This window comes from Aeromonas sp. QDB18, assembly GCF_027705325.1.
GTDB classification, from domain to species: Bacteria; Pseudomonadota; Gammaproteobacteria; order Enterobacterales; family Aeromonadaceae; genus Aeromonas; species Aeromonas caviae.
This window is the reverse complement of record NZ_JAPDBQ010000026.1, coordinates 1-23,375: the sequence shown is the minus strand read 5'-3', so window position 1 is coordinate 23,375 and position 23,375 is coordinate 1. Positions and strand designations below refer to the sequence as shown.

At 63.4% G+C, this 23,375-nt stretch carries 18 protein-coding genes and 1 pseudogene; 3 read left to right on the top strand and 16 right to left on the bottom strand.

The window, feature by feature from the left end; translation table 11 throughout:
* From OKC30_RS06475 to OKC30_RS06460, 4 genes are all read right to left on the bottom strand, one after another.
* The gene (locus OKC30_RS06475) at positions 1-1,356 is read right to left on the bottom strand and encodes a CmpA/NrtA family ABC transporter substrate-binding protein (RefSeq protein WP_160837607.1); all 1,356 of its coding nucleotides are present in this window, start codon (positions 1,354-1,356) and stop codon (positions 1-3) included.
* 348 nt (positions 1,357-1,704) lie between these two features.
* Entirely contained in the window at positions 1,705-2,289 is a 585-nt protein-coding gene (locus OKC30_RS06470) for an ANTAR domain-containing response regulator (protein ID WP_160837605.1), read from the bottom strand.
* Between the two features lie 125 nt (positions 2,290-2,414).
* Positions 2,415-3,173, bottom strand: a complete 759-nt coding sequence (gene cobA, locus OKC30_RS06465) for a uroporphyrinogen-III C-methyltransferase (protein ID WP_160837603.1) — start codon at positions 3,171-3,173, stop codon at positions 2,415-2,417.
* A gap of 28 nt (positions 3,174-3,201) precedes the next feature.
* On the bottom strand, positions 3,202-5,826 hold the full coding sequence (locus OKC30_RS06460; protein WP_160837601.1) for a nitrate reductase: 2,625 nt from the start codon (positions 5,824-5,826) through the stop codon (positions 3,202-3,204).
* Positions 5,827-6,109: 283 nt separating this feature from the next.
* Between OKC30_RS06460 and OKC30_RS06455 the strand changes: the two genes are divergently transcribed.
* Entirely contained in the window at positions 6,110-6,613 is a 504-nt protein-coding gene (locus OKC30_RS06455; protein ID WP_160837599.1) for an RNA methyltransferase, read from the top strand.
* Between the two features lie 43 nt (positions 6,614-6,656).
* On the opposite strand, the gene OKC30_RS06450 is transcribed toward OKC30_RS06455, so the two are convergent.
* Positions 6,657-7,400: a hypothetical protein gene (locus OKC30_RS06450; RefSeq protein ID WP_160837597.1), complete on the bottom strand. Its 744-nt coding sequence runs from the start codon at positions 7,398-7,400 to the stop codon at positions 6,657-6,659.
* Between the two features lie 194 nt (positions 7,401-7,594).
* On the opposite strand from OKC30_RS06450, the gene OKC30_RS06445 reads away from it, so the two are divergent.
* The gene (locus OKC30_RS06445) at positions 7,595-8,026 is read left to right on the top strand and encodes a universal stress protein (protein ID WP_010675457.1); all 432 of its coding nucleotides are present in this window, start codon (positions 7,595-7,597) and stop codon (positions 8,024-8,026) included.
* 169 nt (positions 8,027-8,195) lie between these two features.
* Here the strand turns inward: OKC30_RS06445 and OKC30_RS06440 are convergent, their stop codons facing one another.
* The 6 genes and pseudogenes from OKC30_RS06440 to gpt all read right to left on the bottom strand — a co-directional run bounded on the left by OKC30_RS06440 (position 8,196) and on the right by gpt (position 13,891).
* A complete protein-coding gene (locus tag OKC30_RS06440; RefSeq protein WP_160837616.1) occupies positions 8,196-8,789 on the bottom strand; it encodes a murein L,D-transpeptidase catalytic domain family protein in 594 nt (197 codons plus the stop codon).
* 198 nt (positions 8,790-8,987) lie between these two features.
* Entirely contained in the window at positions 8,988-10,244 is a 1,257-nt protein-coding gene (locus OKC30_RS06435; RefSeq protein ID WP_262512438.1) for a glutamate-5-semialdehyde dehydrogenase, read from the bottom strand.
* A 32-nt stretch (positions 10,245-10,276) separates the two neighbouring features.
* Positions 10,277-11,380, bottom strand: coding sequence for a glutamate 5-kinase (proB, locus tag OKC30_RS06430; protein ID WP_048207022.1), 1,104 nt, complete (start codon positions 11,378-11,380; stop codon positions 10,277-10,279).
* Between the two features lie 145 nt (positions 11,381-11,525).
* Positions 11,526-11,918 (bottom strand): annotated as a pseudogene (gene crl, locus OKC30_RS06425) (sigma factor-binding protein Crl).
* A 62-nt stretch (positions 11,919-11,980) separates the two neighbouring features.
* Positions 11,981-13,249, bottom strand: a complete 1,269-nt coding sequence (frsA, locus tag OKC30_RS06420; protein WP_270662948.1) for an esterase FrsA — start codon at positions 13,247-13,249, stop codon at positions 11,981-11,983.
* A 174-nt stretch (positions 13,250-13,423) separates the two neighbouring features.
* Complete coding sequence (gene gpt, locus OKC30_RS06415; RefSeq protein ID WP_039040347.1) at positions 13,424-13,891, bottom strand: xanthine phosphoribosyltransferase; 468 nt, start codon at positions 13,889-13,891, stop codon at positions 13,424-13,426.
* Positions 13,892-14,817: 926 nt separating this feature from the next.
* On the opposite strand from gpt, the gene OKC30_RS06410 reads away from it, so the two are divergent.
* Positions 14,818-16,269 carry an aminoacyl-histidine dipeptidase gene (locus OKC30_RS06410; RefSeq protein ID WP_045525722.1) on the top strand — a complete coding sequence of 484 codons (1,452 nt, stop codon included), beginning with the start codon at positions 14,818-14,820 and terminating at the stop codon, positions 16,267-16,269.
* 629 nt (positions 16,270-16,898) lie between these two features.
* On the opposite strand, the gene OKC30_RS06405 is transcribed toward OKC30_RS06410, so the two are convergent.
* The 5 genes from OKC30_RS06405 to OKC30_RS06385 form a co-directional block, all read right to left on the bottom strand.
* Positions 16,899-17,900: an ABC transporter ATP-binding protein gene (locus OKC30_RS06405; RefSeq protein WP_041212969.1), complete on the bottom strand. Its 1,002-nt coding sequence runs from the start codon at positions 17,898-17,900 to the stop codon at positions 16,899-16,901.
* A gap of 94 nt (positions 17,901-17,994) precedes the next feature.
* Complete coding sequence (locus OKC30_RS06400; protein WP_160837593.1) at positions 17,995-19,032, bottom strand: ABC transporter ATP-binding protein; 1,038 nt, start codon at positions 19,030-19,032, stop codon at positions 17,995-17,997.
* A 25-nt stretch (positions 19,033-19,057) separates the two neighbouring features.
* A complete protein-coding gene (locus OKC30_RS06395; RefSeq protein WP_160837591.1) occupies positions 19,058-20,875 on the bottom strand; it encodes an extracellular solute-binding protein in 1,818 nt (605 codons plus the stop codon).
* An 82-nt stretch (positions 20,876-20,957) separates the two neighbouring features.
* The gene (locus OKC30_RS06390) at positions 20,958-22,001 is read right to left on the bottom strand and encodes an ABC transporter permease (protein WP_041212459.1); all 1,044 of its coding nucleotides are present in this window, start codon (positions 21,999-22,001) and stop codon (positions 20,958-20,960) included.
* A 2-nt stretch (positions 22,002-22,003) separates the two neighbouring features.
* Positions 22,004-23,029, bottom strand: a complete 1,026-nt coding sequence (locus OKC30_RS06385) for an ABC transporter permease subunit (protein ID WP_010675471.1) — start codon at positions 23,027-23,029, stop codon at positions 22,004-22,006.
* Positions 23,030-23,375: the final 346 nt, after the last annotated feature.

The following is a 23,375-nucleotide window of genomic DNA, read 5'->3' as shown; positions in this document are numbered from 1 at the left end:
TCATTGCACCCGCTCATCGCCCTTGAGGCCGATGGCGAACTGCTGCAGATAGGCGTTGGGGTGGCGGCCGTCATAGATGAGGCCGTCGATGAAGCCATCCTGGGGGCCGCGATAGCCCTGCTCGCTGGCAAAGTCGGGGAAGTCGGTGGCCTTGAGCTTGCCCTCGGCGATGAGGGCCTCGGCGGCCTGGCGATAGACGCCCGGTTGATAGACCGCCTTGGCCACCTGCTCGAACCAGGCGTCCGGCTTGGCCTCGGGGATCTGGCCCCAGCGCCGCATCTGGGTCAGGTACCAGATGGCGTCCGAGTAGTAGGGATAGGTGGCGTGGTGGCGGAAGAAGACGTTGAAATCCGGCACCTGGCGCTTGTCCCCCTTGCCGTACTCGAAGGTGCCGGTCATGGAGCTCGCGATCACCGCCTCGTCGGCCCCCACGTACTCGGGTTTGGCCAGCATCCTGGCCGCCTCGCGCCGGTTGCCGTTCTGCTGTGCATCCAGCCACCAGGCCGCCCGCAGCAGCGCCTTCACCAGCCGGACATGGGTGTTGGGGTGGCGCTCGGCCCACTGCCGGGTGACGCCGAACACCTTCTCCGGGTTGTTGCGCCAGATCTCGTGATCCGTGATGACGGGCACCCCTATGCCCCTGGCGACCGCCTGCTGGTTCCAGGGCTCCCCCACGCTGTAGCCGGCGATGGTGCCCGCCTCCAGGGTGGCGGGCATCTGGGGCGGCGGTGTCACCGACAGCAGCACGTCCGCCTGGCGCTGGCCCGAGTTGTCGCCGAGTGTGGGCGCATAGAAGCCGGGGTGCAGGCCGCCTGCGGCCAGCCAGTACCTGAGCTCGTAGTTGTGGGGGGAGACGGGGAACACCATCCCCATGTTGAAGGGCTTGCCCGCCTGGCGGTAATCCGCCACCACAGGCTTGAGGGCGGCGGCGCTCACCGGCGGCGGCACCTGGCCCGCCTGCGGTCTGGGCAGCTGGGGCGCCATGGCGGCCCAGACGCTGTTGGCCACCGTGATGGCGTTGCCGTTGAGATCCATGGCGAAGGCCGTCACCAGCTCGGCCTGGGTGCCAATGCCGATGTGGGCCGCCAGGGGCTGACCCGCCAGCATCTGGGCGCCGTCCAGCTCGCCGTCGATCACCCGATCCAGCAGGATTTTCCAGTTCGCCTGGGCCTCCAGGGTGACGTAGAGTCCCTCGTCCTCGAAATAGCCCCGCTCGTAGGCCACCGCCAGCGGTGCCATGTCAGTCAGCTTGATGAAGCCGAGCCTGAGCTCCTCCTGCTCCGGGGCTCCCAGTGCCAGCACCGGCAGCGACAGCGCCGCCAGCAGCAGCCCCGCACATCCTTGTCGTCCGTTCATTCCAGTCCCTCACTCGGTTCACTCTTCCCGGCGGCCACGCCACGCTCCTGGGGGTTGCAGCGCCACCTCGTTGCAGCGCTGCGACCCGAAAGGCGAGTCGCGACCAAAAAAAAGCCCCACCGATCCGGGATCGGTGGGGCTTCTTTGCCCTGTTGCGGAGGAATGGCCGGATGGCCCTTCCCTGTCCGCTGTCTCTTCACTTGCTATCGTGTATTCGGTTATTCACTTTCCGTGCCAGCTCTGCCAGTGCCCGCCAGACGGGCTTTCGCCCCTCCAATCCCGCCCTCGCCACCCCCAATTTGCCTCAATTAGGCGCAGTTGCACCAAAACGGTTGGCCACCAGGACGCTCAGGCGGGCAATGCCAGCAACAGCTGCCGCGCCAGCTCCCCCAGGCTCAGGTGACGGCTCATGGCGGTGCTGCGCATCAGGCGATAGGCCTGTTCCTCGTCCAACCCCTGATGGCGCATCAGCCGCCCCTTGGCCTGCTCGACGAGCCGCCTCTCCTCCAGCTTCTGGCGCAGCTCGCTCTCGGTCTGCATCAGGGCCTGCACCATGGCGAGCTGGCTGCGGGCCAGGCGCAGCCACTGCTCCACCGGCTCCCGCTCGCCGCAAGGGTGGGGCACCAATAGCACACCCTGCCGCAACAGGGCGAGCTGGGTGTCTCCCCCCAGCCGCTCGCAGAACAAGAGGCGCGGCAGGCCGGGCCAGAGGGAGAGGCCGAGGCGCACCTCGGCGCCGAACTGTCGGCAGCTGACGAGCAGGGCGTCCCCCTGCTCCATCGGGGTCAGCAACTGGCGGGTATCGAGGATCCTGGGCTGATGACCGTAGTGGCTGACCAGCAGGGCCAGCCGATTGGCCTGACCGGGATCATCGGCGTGGATCAGCAGGCGGGAAGCGGGGCCGTCCTGACCCCGGGTGGAAAGAGTAGTCATGGCGCTCCTTGCCAACGGCTATCGCAACTTGTCTGCTGCCAATGCCGCAACATGAAGGCCAACTCTTTGAATCTACCTCCTTTTTATCTATCAGGAGGTAGTGGGGGTAGAGGGTGGATATCGGCTCAGGCGACCCGATCCAGCGCCTCCGTCAGCAGACCCTGCAGCTCGGCGCGCAGGCGCACCACCTCCCCCACGATGATCAGCACCGGGCTCTGGCCGAGCAGGGCCAGCGCGGCCTGCGCCAGCCCGTCCAGCGTGGTCTCGTGCACCTGCTGGCGGGCGTTGCACCCGGCCACCACCAGGGCCACCGGCACATCCAGTGAGGCCCCCGCCGCCAGCAGCCCCTGCCGGATCTGGGCCGCCCGCTCCAGCCCCATGTAGAACACCAGGGTGTGGCCGGCCCGGGTCAGCCCCTGCCAGCCCTGATAGTCGCGCTCGTCCATCAGGTGCCCCGTCACCAGGGTCAGGGAGCGGGCCAGTCCCCTGTGGGTCAGGGGGATGAAGGTGCTGGCGGCGCACCCCAGGGCCGCCGTGATCCCCGGCACCAGCTCGGCGGCGATGCCGTGCCGGGCCAGGTGCAGCGCCTCCTCGCCGCCACGGCCGAACACCAGGGGATCCCCCCCCTTGAGGCGCACCACCCGCTTGCCGGTGCGGGCCAGGGCCAGCAGCAGGGCGTTGATCTCCTCCTGGGTCGGGCTCGGCTCGCCGCAGCGCTTACCCACGTCGAAGCGGGCCGCCCCCTGGGGAATGCGGGCCAGGATCTCGCTCCCCACCAGGCGGTCATAGACCACCACCTCCGCCGCCTCGATGCGTTGCAGGGCGCGCAGGGTCAACAATTCGAGGGGGCCGGGGCCCGCTCCCACCAGACTGATTTGGCTCATCTCAGGCTCCTTGTGTCCTGGCATCGCACTAAGCGGATGCCAGGAAAACATGTTTGATCAACAACTTGTCTATCTCGGGCAGGCAGGTACCGCAGTTGCTGCCGCAGCCGAGCAGGGCCTGCAGCCCCGCCAGCTCGCTCACCCCCTGCCGGGTGATGGCATCGACGATGCGCTGCTCCGATACCCGCAGGCAGGAGCAGACCAGCCGGCTCTCCCCGGCCAGGGCCTGACTCAGGGTCTGGCTCAGGGCCCCCACCTGGAGCGGCGTGCCGAGCAGGCTGGCCAGCAGATCGACCTTGATGTCCGGGCGCCGCTCCCCCATCAGCAAGATGCCCTCGATGCGATCCCCGGCCAGGGCCACGGCCAGCCACCCCTCCTTCATGGGCAGCCTGAGCCAGTGCCCCTCGGCCCCCAGCCGTTGCCACAGGCGCTCGGGGCTCTCTGACCAGGAGGCCAGCAGGGTGCAGTTGCCCTCGGGCAGGGGGCGCCTGGCCCACCAGTCCACCCCCTCACGCCAGTCATGGCGGCCGCACCAGAGCCCCTGCCAGCGGGTGGGCTGCGCCCTGGCCTGCACTCGCCCCTGCTTGAACATGGGCTGGCCCGAGAGGGGATCCACCACGGCGGCGATGAGACGGTTGACCGCCCCCTGGCTGCACTGGCTGTCGGTCCAGTGCATGGGCAGGAAGGCCTCCCCCTCCCTGAGCCCCTCGTCCAGCCCGACCAGCAGCAGCGCCTCCCCGAGCGCGTTGCAGAGGCGCACCAGATCCCCCTCCCTGGCGCCGAGCGCCAGCAGGCTGGCGGCCCCCACCCGCACCCTGGGCCAGGGCTCGGCCTCCTGCAACCTGGGCACGTGACCGGTGCGGGTCATGGTGTGCCACTGATCCCGCAGCCGCCCGCTGTTGAGGAGCAGGGAGACAGCCCCTGCAAGCGGGGGCGTTTCTGGCTGCTCGGGGAAGCGCTGGGCCAGGGGCAGCAGGCGGGCCCGGCCATCCGGGGTGGCAAAGCGCCCGTCCTCGAACAGGCGATCACGCCCTTTGGGCCAGCGGGCATTGACGGGCCAGCGAAGGGGGGCCAGGGCCTCGAATTCGGCACGGGTGAGACCCGCCAGCCCCGAAATGTCGAACTGGCGGGATCCGTCGTTTTCAAACCCGGAGAGGGCGGCATGCTCGCAGAAGATCTCGTGCTCGTGTTCATAGGCGAACCCCTCGCCAAAGCCGAGCCGGCGGGCGAGCCGGGTCAGGGCCCACCAGTCGGGCCTGGCCTCCCCCGGCAGGGGCAGGAAGGCGCGCTGGCGGCTGATGGTGCGCTCGGAGTTGGTGACGGTGCCGCCCTTCTCCCCCCAGGCGGCGGCGGGCAGCAGCAGGTGGGCGAGGCGCGCCGTGTCGGTGTTGGCCGTCACCTCGGAGACCACCAGCAGCTCGCAGCGGCTCAGGGCCTCGCGCACCCGGTTGCCGTCCGGCAGGGAGACCGCCGGGTTGGTGCCGAGCACCCAGAGCGCGCGGATCTCCCCCCGGTGCACCGCCTCGAACAGCGCCACCGCCTTGTGTCCCGGCCCGCGCACCATGGTCGGGCTCTGCCAGAAACGCTGCACCCGGTCGCACTCGGCCTCGCCAAAGCCCATGTGGGCGGCGAGCTGGGTCGCCAGCCCCCCCACCTCGCGCCCGCCCATGGCGTTCGGTTGCCCCGTCATGGAGAAGGGAGCCGCCCCCGGCTTGCCGATGCGGCCGCACATCAGGTGGGCGTTGAGGATGGCGTTGGCCTTGTCCACCCCCTGGTTGGACTGGTTGATCCCCTGGCAGAACAGGGTGACGGTTTTGGGGGTGCGGGCAAACAGCTGGTAGAAGCCGAGCAGATCGCTGCGTGAGAGGCCGCAGCTGCGGGCCACCTCGTCCAGTTGCCAGGCGGGGTCGTCCAGCGCCGCCGCCAGCGCCTCGAAGCCGCTCACATGCTGCGCCACATAGGCCTTGTCCCAGCCGTCGCTGTCGAGGAGATAACGGCACAGGCCGTTCCAGAGCGTCACGTCGCTGCCGGGCTTGAGCGCCAGGTGCAGATCCCCCTGCTCCGCCGTCATGGTGCGGCGGGGATCCAGCACCACCAGCCTGAGCTCGGGGCGCCGCGCCCTGGCCTGCTGCAGGCGGCGAAACAGCACGGGATGGGTCCAGGCGGTGTTGGCGCCGGTGAGCACCACCAGATCGGCGAGCTCCAGATCCTCGTAGCAGGCGGGCACCAGATCCTCCCCGAAGGCGCGCTGGTGGGCCACCACGGCCGACGACATGCAGAGCCGGGAATTGGTGTCCACATTGGCACTGCCGAGGTACCCCTTCATCAGCTTGTTGGCGACGTAGTAATCCTCGGTGGTGAGCTGGCCCGACAGGTAGATGCCGATAGCCTCAGGCCCGGACTCTGCCATGATGGCGGCCAGGCGTTCCGCCAGGGTGTCCAGGGCCTCCTCCCAGCCGATGCGCTGCCCCATCCAGCGCGGATAGAGCAGGCGGTCAGGGAAGGCCAGGCTCTCCAGCAGGCTGGCCCCCTTGACGCACAGGGCGCCGCCGTTGGCCGGATGCTGCTCATCCCCCTGCAACTGCCAGTTCTCCCCCTCCCGGCTCAGCCGGATGCCGCACCCCACTCCGCAATAGGCACAGGTGGTCTTCATTCCCTTGCTCCTTGTCATGTGTCTGACGAGGGGCCCATAAAAAAGCGTCCGCCCCCCTGCGGGGACGGACGCCTTTGTCCGGATGCCTCATCGTCTTGTATGGGAAAGTGACTGCAAACCCCGCGCCAGGATGCAAGGGGCGCCGCCATTGCGCGTCAGCGTGCCGGGCTGCGCCGCCACGGTGCAGCCGCCCCCTTGTTGGGCCCGCTGGACGGGAATGCGCCCCACGGGCTGGGCAAGGGGCGCGCCGGGGGTATAATGCGCCGCCACACAGGAGAACGAGATGAAAGTGTCAGGTTACGGCGCCGCAGAGCGGGTCGATGCGCGGCCGGATGCGGCCCCCGAGTATTGCGCCATCGGGCTGGTCAACCCCAAGTCACCGGAGAACGTGGGGGCCGTGATGCGGGCCGCCGGCTGCTATGGGGCAGACGAGGTCTACTACACGGGGCAGCGCTTCGAGCTGGCGCGCCGCTTTGCCACCGACACCAAGCAGATGGTGGAGAAGATCCCCCTGCTCGGGGTCGAGGAGCTGCTGGCGTTCGTGCCCGAGGGCTGCACCCCTGTGCTGGTGGATCTGATAGAGGGGGCCACCCCCCTGCCGGATTACGTGCACCCCAGGAGAGCCTTCTACATCTTCGGCCCTGAGGATGGCACCCTGGAGCCCGCCCGCTTCGCGGCAGTGAAGGAGGTCATCTATGTGCCGACTCAGGGTTGCATGAACCTCGCCGCCTCGGTCAACGTGATCCTCTACGACCGGCTGGCCAAGACGCTCAGAGCCAAAGACTAAGGGCGGGGCAAGAGGGGCCCGATGACGGCATCAGGCCCGACAGCTAGGGCTGTGGCTTGTTCGCCCGCACCACCTGCTCCCTGAGAAAGTCCTGGTAGTAGTCGTAGAGCTTGTTCTGCCGATAGATCTCCGCCAGCTTGCCCTGCCTTATCAGGGTGCGCATGCCGGGATCCCAGAGCCCGTGCAACTGCCTGCCCTTCGGGGTATCGGCGAAGATGGGGTAGGTCGGAATCCAGCGCAGGAATACCTGTACCAGCTCGGGGGGAAGGGAGCCTTCGGGGTAGAGGGCGCCGTCGGTCAGGTAGTAGCGGTAACGCCCCTTGATCAGCAATTGCAGCGCCATCTCGTGGCTGTCTCTCTCGAACCAGCGCATCGGCTCCGGGATGAACTTGTCAAAGGCCCACCCCCTCAGCCAGAGCACCTCCTGCTCCTTGAGGCTGTGCTCCCCTGCCCAGTGCGGCAGCCAGCGCTTTTGCATCACCACGCTCACGTAGTCCGCCGAGTCGGGGTAGTCGGGCTGATGGACCCCGGGCACCTCTCCCCGATAGACCCCCATCGCCATGTCCCCCTCCTTTTGCGACACCACCGCCAGTGCCCGTTTGTAAGGCACCATGTGAAGCTTCACCTCGTGCCCCAGGGGTTCATAGATGGCTCGAACCACATCCAGATAGACCCCCTTGCCGTCCCGGTGACAGAAGCCGGGCCAGTCGTCGCAATAGACTTGTATGGTGTCTGCCCGCACGAACGAGGTGATCAGCAGGCAACAGAACAGAAAAAGACGAACCATGAATATCCTCAGTGATATGGCACTCGGCAGATGCTCACCGCCGGACGGCCCGTTCAGGCATACAGATAGCATAGAAAAACAGAGTCCCGGCCGACATTTTCCCCATTTTGCGAGCGGGTCGAGGGTTATTGTCGCCCCACAGCGTATCATGGCAAACAAGATTCATTAGTAGCCCAACTTGAGGGGAGATTCTCATGCCAACCATCAAATCCCTGCTCTGCCCCGTCGATTTCTCCGAGATGTCCAGAGCGGTACTCGACTACGCCGTCTTCATGGCCAACACCCACCAGGCCGAGCTCAAACTGGTCCACGTGGTGGATCAGCTGCACGGCTTTGACAGCTACAAGATCCTGCACATGACGGCCATCGAGATCACCCACGAGATGGAACGCCAGGCCAAGAGTCAGCTCAAGGAACTGGTCGCCTGCCTGCCGATTCCGGCCAAATTCGAGGTCCGTTTTGGCCGCGCCGCCGATGAAATTGTCCTCCAGGCGAAGGAAGACAAGGTGGATCTCGTGGTCATGGGCAGCCATGGCCGCTCCGGCATCAGCCACCTGCTGGTGGGCAGCGTGGCGGAATCCGTGGTGCGCCACGCTCCCTGCCCTGTGCTGGTGGTCCGCAAATAATCCCCGCCTGATGCGCCAAGGCCAGCATATGCTGGCCTTTTTGCTGTTCATTGCCATGGGATACTCATCTCAGAACCGGTGCACGAGGGATAACGCGAGGTCGTCGGCAAAGTAGAGCGCCGCCCACCAGTCCTGGTGACGCCCTCGCAGCAGGCTCGCGGGCAAGGTCTCAGCCATGGGCATAGATGACGCTCCCTCCCTTGATGGTGTCGATAATGGCCCTGGACTGCTCCCTTGGCAGGGCCGGGCATCCCCAGCTGCGCCCCAGCTTGTCAAACTTCTGCAGATGCCTGGGGCTGGCGTAGTCCGCCCCGTGCACCACGATGGCGCGCTTGCGGGCATTGCTGTTCTTGCCGGGACTGAGGCCGTCGAGACGCAGGGAGTAACCGTGCTTGCCCTGATAGGTCTCGGCGGTGCGGTAGACCCCCAGGGAACTTTGCCGGGAATTCATCTGATTGGAGAACTGGCGGGCGGCCAGCTCCCCCGAATTGCGGCCGTGGCTGACCCAGGTGTGGTAGAGCAGCTTGTGGCGCTTGACGTCGATGACGAACAGCCGGCGCATGGTCGAGGGCTTGCTGTAGTCGATGATGGTGAGAATGGGTTTTCGCTTGTGGCGCACGCTCTGGTAACCGTCCAGGGCCTTACGAAACACGCGGCTGTCGAGCTTGCCGGCCAGCCCGAGCTGACGATAGAGATCCTGGTCCCAGCTGGCGTGGCTGGCGCCGCTGAAACAGAGCGCCCCCAGCAGCAGTGGCAGGCTCAGCCAGAGGCAGCCCCACCACGCACTCCTATCCTGTCACTTCATCCTTGAAGTTGCTCCCCTTGCTGTCGCTGGCCTGATGCCCCGGGTGACACCGCATCCTGCTGGATAGTTATATGCAAGCCATTGATTGCGAGCAATAAAAAAGCACAAAAATGCCGACCTGAGTCGGCATTGTCCTGCTTGCTCAGCGTGCCTGGATCAGGCACGGCTGAGATAATCCGCCTGCCCCACCCACTTGTAGCTGGTGAGTTCGGTCAGCCCCATGGGGCCACGGGCGTGAAGCATCTGGGTCGAGACCGCCACCTCGGCCCCGAGGCCAAACTGGCCGCCGTCGGTGAAGCGGGTGGAGGCGTTGACATAGACCGCCGCCGAACCGGCCCCGTTGACGAAACGCTCGGCATTGGCGAGGGAGTTGGTCAGGATGGCATCGGAGTGGCCGGCGTTGTGCTCGCGCATATGGGCGAGCGCCTCGTTGACGTCCGCCACCACCTTGACCCCCAGGGTCAGCCCCAGCCACTCGGTGTCGAAATCTTCCGGCCCCGCGTCGCACAGGTTGTCGCTGCCAGCCAGCAGCGCCATGGCGTTGGGCGCCCCCACCAGAGTCACCTTGCGCTCGTTCATCAGAGCCACCAGTTGCGGCAGCAAGGTGGCCGCCACCTTCTCGTGTACCAGCAGGGTATCGAGGGCGTTGCAGGCGGAGGGGCGCTGCACCTTGGCGTTCTCGATGACCGCCAGGGAACGCGCCAGATCGGCGCTCTCGTCCACGAAGATATGGCTGATACCGAACCCGCCGATGATGACGGGGATGGAGCTGTTCTCCTTGCACATCTTGTGAAGACCCGCGCCACCACGGGGGATGATCATGTCCACGTAGCGGTCGAGGCGCAGCAACTCGGCCACCAGCGCCCTGTCCGGGTTGTCGATGTACTGCACCGCCGCCTCGGGCAGGCCGGACGCCGCCAGGGCATGCTGGATCACCCGCACCAACTCCAGGTTGGAGTGGAAGGTCTCGCGACCACCGCGCAGAATGCTGGCGTTGCCGGTCTTGAGGCAGAGGCTGGCGATGTCGATGGTGACATTGGGGCGCGCCTCGTAGATGACGCCGATGACCCCGATGGGCACCCGGCGACGGGAGAGGCGCAGGCCATTCTCCAGCACCCGGCTGTCGATTTCGGCCCCGACCGGATCGTCCAGGGTGATCACCTTGCGCACATCCGCCACTATGCCGGCAAGGCGCGCCGGGTTGAGCAGCAGGCGATCCAGCATGGCTTCCGTGAGCCCCGCCTCGCGCCCGGCGGCAATGTCTTTCTCGTTGGCCGCCAGGATCTGGGCACTGCGTGCTTCCAGTTCATCGGCGATGGCCGCCAGCGCCCGGTTCTTCTGTGCCGTGCTGACGGTGGCCAGTTGATAGGCGGCTTCACGGGCCGCCTGCCCCATTTTCTCCAGACTCATCACAGTTCCCTTTTGTTCATGCGGTGCCGCCCTGTTCAGAGCAGCACCATGTCATCACGGTGGATGGCCACGGCACCATAGCCGTAACCCAATACCTGTTCAATCTGATCCGAGTGGACACCGCGCAGCCGATCCAGCTCCAGATGGTCGTAACGGCAGATACCGCGAGCCAGCTCGCTCCCCTTGGGATCCAGGATACGCACCACGTCGCCACGCACGAAATCTCCCTTCACCGCGACGATGCCCTTGGGCAGCAGGCTGGAGCCCTTCTCCTGCATGGCGGCCACGGCCCCCTGATCCACCTGCACTTCGCCGTGAGGAGGGGGCCCTGCCAGGATCCAGCTCTTGCGCCCTTCCAGGGGGGATGCCAGGGCCGGGAACAGGGTCCCCACCCGCTCCCCGGCGGCGAGGCGGCCGATCACTTCCGGGATCTGGCCGGTGGCAATCACCACGTCCACCCCGGCGCGGCGTGCCACGTCGGCGGCCTGCAACTTGGTGGCCATGCCACCGGTGCCAAGGCCGCTCACGCTGTCACCGGCAAGGGAGCGCAGGGTGTCATCTATGGTCTGCACCTCTTCGATGAGCTGGGCATCCGGGTTGGTGCGCGGGTCGGCGGTGAAGAGCCCCTTCTGATCCGTGAGCAGGACCAGCAAGTCCGCATCCGCCAGGATGGCGGCACGGGCAGAGAGGTTGTCGTTGTCCCCCACCTTGATCTCGGCGGTGGCCACGGCGTCGTTCTCGTTGATGACGGGGATGATGCGGTGATCGAGCAGAGTGCGCAGGGTGTCGCGGGCATTGAGGTAGCGCTCCCTGTCTTCCAGGTCGGCGCGGGTCAGCAGCATCTGGCCGATGTGCAGCCCGTAGAGGTTGAACAGGTCCTGCCATACCCGGATGAGCTGGGTCTGACCCACCGCCGCCAGCATCTGTTTGTTCGGCAGGGTAGGCGCCAGCGGAGGGTGGCCCAGATGCTCGCGACCGGCGGCGATGGCCCCCGACGTGACCAGCACGACACGGTGCCCGTGTCGATGCAAGGCGGCACATTGTCTGACCAGCTCGACCATGTGGGCACGGTTGAGGCGGGCAGATCCCCCGGTGAGCACGCTGGTGCCCAGTTTGACGACTATGGTTCTGTTTTCCATGGGAACGAAGGGTTAGAAAAGTAAGGAATCCCTTTATACCCACGGCCCCCCTGCCCTGCAAGGCAATTAAGCCTCGCCAGGCAGTTGCGGGCTCGGTGACAAAGCATCGGGGTACCCCGCACCGGGAAGATGCGGGGCTTGGGGATCAGGCTGCCGTCACGCTCAGTTCGGCGGTCACCTGCTTCGCGGGGGAGAGGGTGCACTCCAGCTGGGTCAACTTGCCGCTGATGAGCTTGTAGAAATGTTACAGGGTGCGTTTCACTTCCGCCTGATGCTTCTTGGGCAGCGCCTTGTCGATCCACTCCCCGTCCGCGTTGTAGAACCCCGTCTGATAGTGGTAGCTGAAGCTGTGATCCGCCTGCTCCAGCACCAGCCACCAGCCCCAGAACTCCCGCTTGTCCGGAGCAGGCTTGGCGCTGACACAGACGGACAGACAGTCAAAGCGGTAGCGGCCCTCCTCGCACAGGTCTTCACGCAAATAGGGGCCAATGGCCGCGAACTGCCGCAGCAATCGCTTGTAAGTCACTCTTTCTGACATGCTAACCTCCCTGTTGAACAAGCCATACCATCACATGGTGATGTTACATTTTTAGTTTTATATCATGTACATAAGTGCTTTTTGAGCCAGTCTACCGTCTCTTTCAGTGCCTCGTCATAGACCTCGAGCAGTGGCTGCTTGTCAAACACCACCGCCTTGCCGCTGCGACTCGCAGCGGCCAATGCCCGGACATCCTGCTCGGGACAAATAAAATCTTTCTTGTGCCCGATACTCAATATCGGCACGGAAGTGCGACTCCCCAGCAATCCCTGGGTCTTGAGGGAGAAGACCTGGCACTTGGTGCGCAGCAGATCCCACAGGGCCGCGTCCGCCCCCAGCCGGTTCGCCAGCCCGTCGCGCATCATGCGCGGGCAGCGGGCGAACATCTCCTGATTGGTGAACACCTGGTTGATGCCGGCACCGATGCAGACCACGGTCCGAAGCTTGAATGGCTCGACGAAGGCGAGGCGGGCCGCCACGTTGCCGGCGAGGCGGAACCCCACCATGGCGATGCGCTGGTGATCGACCCAGGCCACCTCCGAGAGGTAGTTGAGCACCGCCTGGTGCAGGCGGCTGGTGTCCTGCACCAGGGGCCAGTGCTCGGCATAGCCGGTGCCCGGCATGTCCAGGGAGAGCATCCCGATGCCGTGGGGCTCGAGACACTTGAAATAGAAGTTGAGGAAGTCCACCTGAAGCGAATCGATGCCACCGCTGACGATGACCAGGGGCACAGGTTTCTCGGTGGTGGGCAGATGCAGGTAGCCCTGGATGGTCTTGCCCCGAAACGGGACCTGCAACTCCTTGAGGGGCACCTTGAACAGGCGTCCGGCCTCGCGATAGGCCATGTTGCCGAGCAACTGGGCCTGATCCGCCAGCTCGTCGTGCTTGAGGTGGGGGTAGCTTGCGATGGAGTAGTAGCGCACTGCCTTGAGCAGGCTCTTCAGCGCCGCGGCGCGATCCCCTTCCCCCAGCAGCGTCCGCCCCGTATTGAAATAACGGCCGGCAAGCTGGCTCCACTCATAGACCCAGTTGCCGGGCACATAGCCCTTGATGGTGTCCAGATAGCGTTCGTGACTGCGCTCCCCCTGCCCCATGGCGATGTGCGCCAGGGTCTGCTCCACCTCGACGGGATCGGCCCCCTGCCAGGCCCAGGTCGGTCTGCGCAGCAGGCGATACCAGCGGGGCGACAGGGCGCCATCGATGAAGCTGTCAGACAGTGCGCTGTCTTGCTCGTCGACGGGGCTCGAGTTGGAGACTTCGGAAGTTTCCAATACCTTTTTGACCCGGGTAAACAGCTTTTCCGTCAGATTGGTATCGTCGTTTGGTTCCAAAATGGTGGCTCTTCTGTCTCAAACAATGTCCCATCTTAACCACTTTTCACATCGAGCAGCCACACCAGAAACGCATTGAGCCCCAAAAGGGGCTCAATGTGGTCAACCTTGCATCACGATGGATCAGTCCGCTCCCGAATGCCGGGGAGTCACTGGTCGCGACCGGTGCGGCGATTACGCTTCGTCGCAGATCGGCTTGGCGAACTCCAGTGCCATGTCCCAGGGCTGTTCAATCCAGGTGTCCTGCGGAATGGCGACTTCGAAGTCATCCACCAGGGGTTCGCCCATGGGCTTGGCGAAGATGGTGATGAACTTGGCTCTGGGGTAGAGCTCGCGGATCGCCTTGGCGGTGCCGCCGGTGTCCACCAGATCGTCCACCACCAGCCAGCCTTCGCCGTCACCTGCGGTGGTGGCAGCCTTCACCACCACCAGCTCGCGCTGGTTGTCGTGGTCATAGCTGGAGATGCAGAGGGTTTCGACATTGCGAATGCCAAGTTCGCGGGCCATCAGGGCCGCAGGCACCAGACCACCGCGGCTGACGGCGATGATCCCTTTCCACTGGCTGACAGGCAGTTGACGACGGGCCAGACGGCGCGCTTCGCGTTGCAGGTTATCCCACGATACATAGAACTTTTTTGGCATGCTATCGATCTCAACGAGTTATAAAGCAATCACTTATGAGGCGAAACCCGGCAAAGATACGGGTTCAGGTCAATTCTGGCACCCCGTTTCCCGAATTTTGCTTGCACTTTTTCGGCCTCGGGGCTGACGCCTCGGCGGCAAAAACGGATGCAATGCGAACAGGGATGGGGTGTAGCTGGCGGCCATGTCGGGTGGACTCCCGAGCTCGGGCCTGCTGTTGGGCCGGTATGATAGCACTCTTTATGGATAAATTGAGCGGCAAACGTATGCGAAAAACAGGAAATGTCCGCCATCTTCCGCTCTGTCGCCCTTTTGGGAGGGCTTCGGCGACACCTACAGGTTAGCCGTTTGACACACATTCCATGACATTCGGGCAAAAAAATAGCAGGGGGAGGAGAGGTTTCTCACACACCTGCTGCTGTTACCTGTGACGCCTGCGAGCCTTAACGGCGGGTGGCGTAGGGATTCGGGTAGTTGAAACCCTGGGTATAGAGAGATTGGGCAAACCAATAGGTTGAATTGCTGCCTGACATCATAAACTCCTGATTGCTTAACAAGTTACGTACCTTAATGCGGGTTCACATCCTTGAACTGACACTCGGTTCCATGGAGGCGCACTTGCTTTGCTTCGGTTCCCTGGAGGCATTGATTGTCATCCTGACAAGTGGGCTGGCCACGGCGGCTAATTTACCACCCGGCGCCCAAAAGACAATATTTTTGTGACTAACATCACAAAATTGATGTTCTGCTGACACAAATAAGGCAGGTAGTGAAGTTCGCCATCCATGCTCCCTTTCCCAGCACAAGCAGAGCGTCATTTGCGCTGATCGCTCACATTTTTGCGTGATTGACTGTATTATCGTTATCCTCTTCCCCGGCCCGCAGAGTGGGGCCCGACATTTTCCATGCTGGTAAGGAGTCCCGACGTGGCACAGCTCAGTTCTCTGTCTCCCAAGTTGATTTGGCAATTCTTCGAGCAGATCTGCTCCATCCCCCACCCCTCCAAGCACGAAGCCCAACTGAGCGCCTGGATCGTGGCATGGGCCCAGGGAGAAGGCCTGGCGGTCAAGCAAGATGCCGTCGGCAACATCATCATCAAGAAACCGGCCACGCCGGGGATGGAAAACCGCAAGGCCGTGGTGCTGCAAGCCCACATCGACATGGTGCCCCAGGCCAACGCCGACACCCAGCACGACTTCACCACCGATCCCATCGATGCCTACATCGATGGTGAATGGGTCACTGCCCGCGGTACCACCCTGGGTGCCGACAACGGCATGGGCATGGCGGGTTGCCTGGCCGTGCTGGCCGACAAGACCATCAAGCACGGTCCGCTGGAAGTGCTGCTGACCACCGACGAAGAGACCGGCATGACCGGCGCCTTCGGTCTGGAAGCGGGCTGGCTTGAGGGCGAGATCCTGCTCAACACCGACTCCGAAGAGGATGGCGAGGTCTACATGGGCTGCGCCGGCGGGGTGGATGCCAATATCCGCTTCCCCCTGGAGCTGGTTGCTGCCACCGAGGGTGAAGGTTTCGAGCTGCAGGTCAAGGGCCTGCGCGGCGGCCACTCCGGGGTCGACATCCATCGCGGCCGCGGCAACGCCAACAAGCTGCTGGTCCGTCTGCTCAAGGCCGCCGAACCGCTGGGGGTGCGCCTTGGCGATCTCAGCGGCGGCACCTTGCGCAACGCCATCCCCCGCGAGGCCCGTGCCAGCCTGCTGGTGCCCGCCGCCAGCGTGGCTGACTTCAAGGCCCTGGTGGACCGCTACGCCGGCATCTATCAGAGCGAGCTGGCCGCCACCGAGGCCAACCTCACCGTGCTGCTCACCGCCCGGGAGAAACCGGCCCAGCTCATGAGCGAGTCCCTGCAAAGCCGCCTGCTGGATGCCCTGATGGCCTGCCCGAACGGGGTGATGCGCATGAGCGACGCCATCCCGGGCGTGACCGAGACCTCCACCAACCTGGGTGTCATCAAGACACTCGAGGGGGAAGTCTATGTGCAGTGCCTGATCCGCTCCCTCATCGATTCCGGTCGCGAGAACATCGAGCAGATGACCCGCTCCCTGTTCACCCTGGCCGGCGCCAGCTGCGAGTTCACCGGCGCCTACCCGGGTTGGGCCCCGAACGTTGACTCACCGGTCATGGCGCTGGTGCGAAGCAGCTACCAGACCCTGTTTGGCGAGATGCCGAACGTCATGGTGATCCATGCAGGCCTCGAGTGCGGTCTGTTCAAGAGCGCCTACCCGGACTGGGACATGGTCTCCTTCGGCCCGACCATCCGTGGCGCCCACGCACCGGGGGAGAAGGTACACATCCCGGCGGTCGAGCGTTTCTGGCAACTGCTGGTTCACGTGCTGGAACATATCCCGGCCAAGTAAGCCAGCTCACGACCATATCGATGCCCCGCCCAGTGCGGGGCATCTTTTTTGTACTTCCTCCTCGGCCACCTCTCTCACATCCCCGATTCCATACGTGGCCCTGGCTTGAAATCGTATCCATGAACAGGTCTGCATTTGAAAACCCTTTCCATGATTTATGTAAATTTACAACACAAAAAGTTGATCCAGCTCACATATGCCCCTAGGATCAGAACGTGACCAAGGTCACACAACCCATGAACCACAGAGAAACGAGGTCATCATATGTTCGAGAATCTGGCAGTGCTGTTCCACCTGAAGGGTGCAACCAGCAAGAAAGGTGCTGAAGAGAAAGACACTTATGCGCCTGCAACCCGCAATTACTACTTCCGTTATGGCGCCTGATATCGCCTGTCCGGATGTTGAAATTGGCAACGTAATAAAACTACAAAACAACTCAGCAATCCACACAACAGCCACCCCCATCGGGGCGCTGTCCTGCCCGGGCCAGAATTCCCACGGCCAAACCTGAACTCCAACCATGAAGATGGGGCCCGCAGGCCCCATTTTTTTATCCCGTTTCCGCCTCTATTGCGCCTCCTCGGTGCCACCTTGCAGCGATGCCGGTCGCGACGCGGCGGGCGCCGGCATCATATCGCCTTTCCCAACGGCACCGCCTCCTGCACGGGCAAGGGGAAATGGCAGGCTACCTGATGCCCCTGCCCGCCGCACGCCTCAAGGGCGGGCGAGCGGGTGCGGCACAGATCCGTTGCATGGGGGCAGCGCTGGTGAAAATGGCAGCCACTCGGCGGCGAGATGGGGGACGGCACATCCCCCGTCAGCAGGATGCGCTGGCTGCGCCGCCGCGGATCCGGCACCGGAATGGCGGAGATGAGCGCCTGGGTATAGGGATGGCGCGGTGCCAGGTAGAGAGCCTGGGCCTCGGCCAGCTCGACGATCCGGCCCAGATACATCACCGCAATCCTGTCCGAGATGTGCTTGACCACCGACAGGTCATGGGCGATGAAGATGATGGCGAGGTTCATCTCCCGCTGCAGATTGAGCAGCAGGTTCACGATCTGGGACTGCACCGACACGTCGAGCGCCGACACCGCCTCGTCACACACCAGCAGCTTGGGCTTGAGGGCGATGGCGCGAGCGATGCCGATGCGCTGGCGCTGGCCGCCAGAGAACTCATGGGGGTAGCGATCCACCGCGCTGCCGGGCAAGCCGACTTTCTCCAGCAGCTCCTGCACCCATGTCCGGCGCTGTTCGGCGTTGCCCTTACCGTGGATGATGAAAGGCTCCTCCAGGATCTGCCCAACCGTGTGGCGGCTGTTGAGGGATTCTGCGGGATCCTGGAACACGATCTGCATCTCCTGACGCAGGGATCGCATCTCCTTGGGCGAGAGGTGGGTGATGTCACGCCCCTCGAAGGTGATGGAGCCGGCGCTCGGCTCGAACAGCTTGAGCAACGAACGCCCCAGGGTGGACTTGCCGCATCCCGACTCCCCCACCAGGCCAAGGGTCTCCCCCTGCCTGAGATCAAAGCTGATGCCATCCACCGCGTAGACGGTGTATTGCTTGCGCAAGAAACCGCCACCCATCTTGAAATGCTGCTTTAAATTGCTTACCGACAACAAGCTGGTCATGACTTCCATCCCCGACGATTCATGGCAGCAGACGACCTGGTCGCCTTCCCGCCGCCTGGCTGCCCTGCGACACCCCGTCCCCACACCAGACCGTTCATAGGCTCACCTCCTTCCAGTGGTGGCAGGCCACCCCGTGGTGTTCGCTCAACTGCTCGGTCACCGGTATGGTCTCCACGCAAAGGGGCGTGGCATGGGGGCAGCGGTTGGAGAAACGACACCCTGCCGGCATCTCGTGCAGGGCGGGCACCTGACCCTTGATGGTCTTGAGAAGGCTCTTTGGCACATCTTCCAGACGCGGGATCGAGGCCATCAGACCATGAGTATAGGGATGTCGCGGGTGGTCAAACAGTTCATAGATATCGGCCCGCTCCACCGCACGCCCGGCATACATCACCACCACCTCGTCACACAGCTCCGCCACCACCCCGAGATCGTGAGTGATGAAGATGATGGCCATGCCGGTCTGGGCTTGCAGCTCCTTCATCAGATCCAGGATCTGGGCCTGGATGGTCACATCGAGCGCCGTGGTCGGCTCGTCGCAGATGAGCAGGGCCGGTTCGCAGGCCAGCGCCATGGCGATCATCACCCGCTGGCGCATGCCGCCGGAGAGATTGTGGGGATAAGCCGCGAAACGCTGGTCAGGCTCGGGGATCCCCACCTTCTTCAACATGGCGATGGCGGCGTCACGGCGCTGGGCCTTGCTGTAATCGGGGCGGTGGAGGCGAAACACCTCCATCAGCTGATCGCCGACCGTCTGCACCGGGTTGAGGGCCGTCATGGGCTCCTGAAAGATCATGGAGATACGGTTGCCACGCACCTTGTACATCTGCTCCGGCGGCAGATTGAGCAGCTCCTCCCCCTGAAAGCGGATGGAGCCCGCCACCACCTGACCGTGGGGCCTTGGCAGCAACCCCATGATGGCCAGCGAGGTGACGCTCTTGCCGCAGCCGGACTCGCCGACTATCCCCAGGGTCTTGCCCGGGGCGACCTGGAAGCTGACCCCGTCGAGCACCTTGATCTTGCCGTCGTCGACGGCGAACTCCACCTCGAGATCCCGCACCTCGAGGATGGGGGACAGAGACTGCCCCTCATGATCGCTGGTGCCGGGGGCGGTGACCTGTGTGTTGGGCATGACTGCTGCTCCCTTCTGGGCCACATCAATGATGTGCATAGGTCTTGTCGATCAGGGTGATGGGGGCCAGCGCCTTGCCGTCAGCCTTGGCCTTCTGGGTCTCCTCCTTCACCTTGGGATCGATCCAGAGCAGGCCGCCACTGCTGTGGGGGTAGCCATCCATGGGCCAGTAGAGCAGATCCGGGGTGTTGCGGGTGGCGGGCACCTCCGGCAGCATCACATAGCGCCAGCTGCTGGCTCGCACGTAGTTGAGCTGAACCCCGGGCACGAAGATGGCGAGATCATAGATCCGCTGCTGGATCTGGTGGGAAAGCGCGGCCCGCTTGTCCATGTCGAACTCGACGTTGTAGGCGTCGATCAGGCTGTCGAGCTCTTTGTCAGCCACGTTGAACAGGTTGTTGGTCTGGGGCTTGTTGGCGTTGTCGGAGTGGAAGGACTCCCAGTATTGCGGATAGAGACCGCCGCCCCCCCAGCCAAGCCAGGCCGCCTCGTGTTTCTTCTCCAGCATCACCTTGAAGCCGGTGGCGCCATCCACCAGATTGAGCTCCAGATCCAGGCCCGCCTTCTTGGCCTCTTCCTTGAGCACGGTCAGCCGCTTGGAGTGCTCCTGGCTGGTGTAGGTGAGGGCCAGGGTGAGCCGCTCTCCCTTGTCGTTTTGCAGGATGCCGTCCGGTCCCTGCTTGCCGTAGCCGCCCTTGGCGAAGTACTCCCGTGCCTTGGCGATGTCGTAGGCCCGCTCTGGCAGCGCGATGTCGGTGAAGGCCCCGAAGCCAGACCCGAAGGTGGTAGCGCGGTCATAGTCTCCATGCAGCACCGTCTCTATCATCTTGTCGATGTTGAAGGCGTGCTGGATGCCGAGCCGCACGTTGAGATCCGCCAGCTTGGGATTGGCCACGTTGAGGTGAACCCCCTGCCCCCCCTGCTTGGTGTCGGTCATGGCCATCACCTTCTGCACGTATCCCTGCTTGTACTCCGGTGTGACCGCCTTCTCATGCCACCAGTTGGGCAGGATCATCTCGAAGGTGTCCAGCTCCCCCTTGAGGAAGTGGCGGAACGCGATGTTGTGGTCGCGGATCACCTGCACCTTGATGGTGTCGAGGTTGAACCTGTGCTGGTTGTAGCGATCGTCTTTTGCCCACCACTCCTTCTGCTTGCTGAAGGTGACGGACTTGCCCTTTTTTACGTCGCTCATCACGTAGGGGCCCGTGGTGGGTACCACGGCCCAGTTGTACTGCTTCACCCAGTTCGGGCCCATCTTGTAGTAGTGCTTTGGCTGGGGCCACAGTTCGGTGGTGTTGAGGAGATCGAGCTTGGCCTTGCGGCTGCCCGCCTTGACCAGAATGGTGTGGTCGTCAATCTTCTCCACCGCCACCACCTCGGTGGTGTAGTAGTTGTTGAACCAGGGGCCCTTGATGTCCTTGGAGCGCATCATCTCGTAGCCGAAGGTGTAGTCATCGGCGGTGACCGGCTTGCCGTCGGACCACTTGGCGCGCGGGTCGAGTTTGAAATAGACGGTCTGGCTGTCCGGCGCGATGGCCCAGGCATTCGCCAGGGCCGGAATGGGGTTGCCCGTGTTGGGATGGAAGCTGATGAGCCTCATCTGGTTGTCGAGGATGAAGGAACGGAACGAGCCGTTGGAATCCGGCCCCACTGTGCGAAACGTCAGCGGGAAGCTGTCGACGAAGAGATTGAGGTTGCCGCCGGGCAGCGCCTTGGGAGAGGCGAACACGGGGTCGGTGTCGTTGGTCTCCCACGTCAGATCCGCGGGCAGGCTGGCCGCCCACACCCAGGATCCGTTCACCAGCAGAAAGAGAGCACCTGTCCATTTGATTTTATTGTTCATGTTTGACTTCCTGGTCATGCCCCTGCACTGGGGGCGTCTTCATTAAGGGTCCTGTCGATGTGCCCTGGCAAGGCACCATCGCTCACTGATAACGGGTAAATTTGCGCGGATCGAACGCCTCCCGGATGGCCTCCCCGATGAAGGAGACCATGATGAGCACCAGGCTCACCGCCGCCACCACCGAACTCACGATCCAGATGGCGTCGAGGTTGTTGATCCCCTGGGAGAGCAACTCCCCCCAGCTCGGGGTCGGCGGCGCCAGGCCAAAACCCAGGTAGTCCAGCGCCGTCAGGGTGGAGATGTTGCCCACCACGGCAAACGGGGCCAGGGTGACGATCATCATCAGGGTATTGGGCAGAATATGGTTGAAGATGATGCGCCGGGTGCTCGCCCCCTGGGCCCGCGCCGCCATCACGTAGTCCCGCGCCCGCTCCTTGTAGGTGAGGGTGCGCATGTACCAGGTGATCCCCATCCAGCCGAACAGCACGTTGATACCGACGAACAGGCCGAAGTTCGGCTTGGCCAGGGAGACCAGGATCATGATGACGTAGAGGAAGGGCACCTGGGACCAGATCTCGATGAAACGCTGCATCAGGAGATCGAACCGACCGCCGAGGAACCCCATCATGCAGCCGATGCTGACCCCGATGACATAGCTCGCCACCAGCGCGATGAAGGCAAAGCCGATGGCGATGCGAAAGCCGTAGACCAGCCGTGCCAATACATCGCGACCGCTGGTGTCGGTGCCGAGGAAGTGGCGCTCCGCTAGGCTCGGGGCATAGGGCGGATAGGCTTCCTCCTTGAAGTCCTGCTCATAGGGGTTCCAGGGGACCAGGGGCAGCAACACCCAATCCCCCTTATCTTCCTTCGCAAATTGGCTCTTGAGCTGGCGGTAGTTGGTCTCGTACTCGTAGTCGAGCCCGAAGTGCTGGCCCGGGATCACGTCCCCATAGGTGGGGAAATAGAGCTCCCCCTGATAACTCACCGCCAGGGCCCGGCTGTTGACCAGCAGTTCCGCCAGCAGAGAGATGACCACCAGGACCGAAAAGATGACAAAGGAGTAGTAGCCGCGCTTTATCGACTTGAAGCGCTTGAGTTTTTTCAGCGTTACCGGATTCAGGTTCATGCTCACTCTCCAAACCGCACGCGGGGATCGACCAGGGCAACGCAGATGTCGGAGACAATGTTGCCCACCAGCATCAGCATGGAGGTGATGGCCAGAATGCCCATGACGGTGGGGTAATCCCGCTCGACAATGGCCTCATAACCGAGCAGGCCGATGCCGTCGATGTTGAAGATGGTCTCGATGAGGAAGGAGCCCCCGAAGAAGACGGTGAGCACCGACCCTAAGTGACTCGCGATGGGGATCAGGCTGTTGCGCATGGCGTGATCGGTCACCGCCTTGCGAAACGGCAACCCCTTGGCCACGGCGGTGCGCACATAATCCGCCGACAGGTTCTCCATCAGGCTGTTCTTCATGGTCATGGTGAGGATGGCGAAATCCCCGATGGCGTAGGCGATGAGCGGCAGCAGCGCGTGGGCGAAGACGGTGCGGATCTGATCCCAGCTGCTCTCCATCCCGTCAAACTCGTCCCCCGGGAAGCCCCCCATGGGCAACCACTCCAGATGGAACGCAAAGACGGTGATGAGGAAGATCCCCACCACGTAGGCGGGCAGCGCATAGGCCATGTAGATGAGCATGGAGCTCAGGGAATCGAAGCGGCTGTTGTGCCTGAGCGCCTTGGCCACCCCGAGCGGGATGGAGACGGCATAACTCAGCAGAAAGGTGGCGAGCCCGAAGAAGGCGGTCACCGGCAACCTCTCCTTGATGAGATCCCACACCGGCTCGTAATAACGGGTCGACTCCCCGAGATCCAGCACCGCCAGCTTCTGCAACCAGTCCCAGTAGGCGACCAGCATGGGCTTGTCGAGACCGTAGAACGCCTTGAGCTCTTCAATCTGTTCGTCGGAGAGTGCCTGCGCCCCCTTGCTGCCACTGGAGCGGCCGGACTCGTTTTGCGAGACCTGCGCCTGCAGCAGCATGCGCTCGACCGGGCCGCCCGGCACGAAGCGGGTGATGGTGAAGACGAGCAGGGTGATACCGAGAAACGTCGGGATGATCAAAAGCATCCGACGTAGGAAATACGACAGCATGGTGGAACCTCGTCCTTGTTGTTCTTTTATGGCCAGTCACATCCGGTGACGGGCCTATCCTTACCTGGCATTACTCACTGAATTGACTGGCATTGACAGACAATCCGGCTCGGTCACTGTAAAAGCTCTGCAACAAAAATCAAGTAGAACTCTGTCTGCGACCGGGAATGTCCCCCCGCAGCATATCCCGCGGATGATTTTTTCCCAAAAACCCCTCAGAGATCCCCTCATTTTTAGAGACTCAAATAATTCCAAGTGTGCGGGTATATAAGGGAAGGTGCGAACAAGTCCCTGATATGAGATCATGTTTGTCATCTGGAGCCATGAAAAAGGGTTCATCATGAGT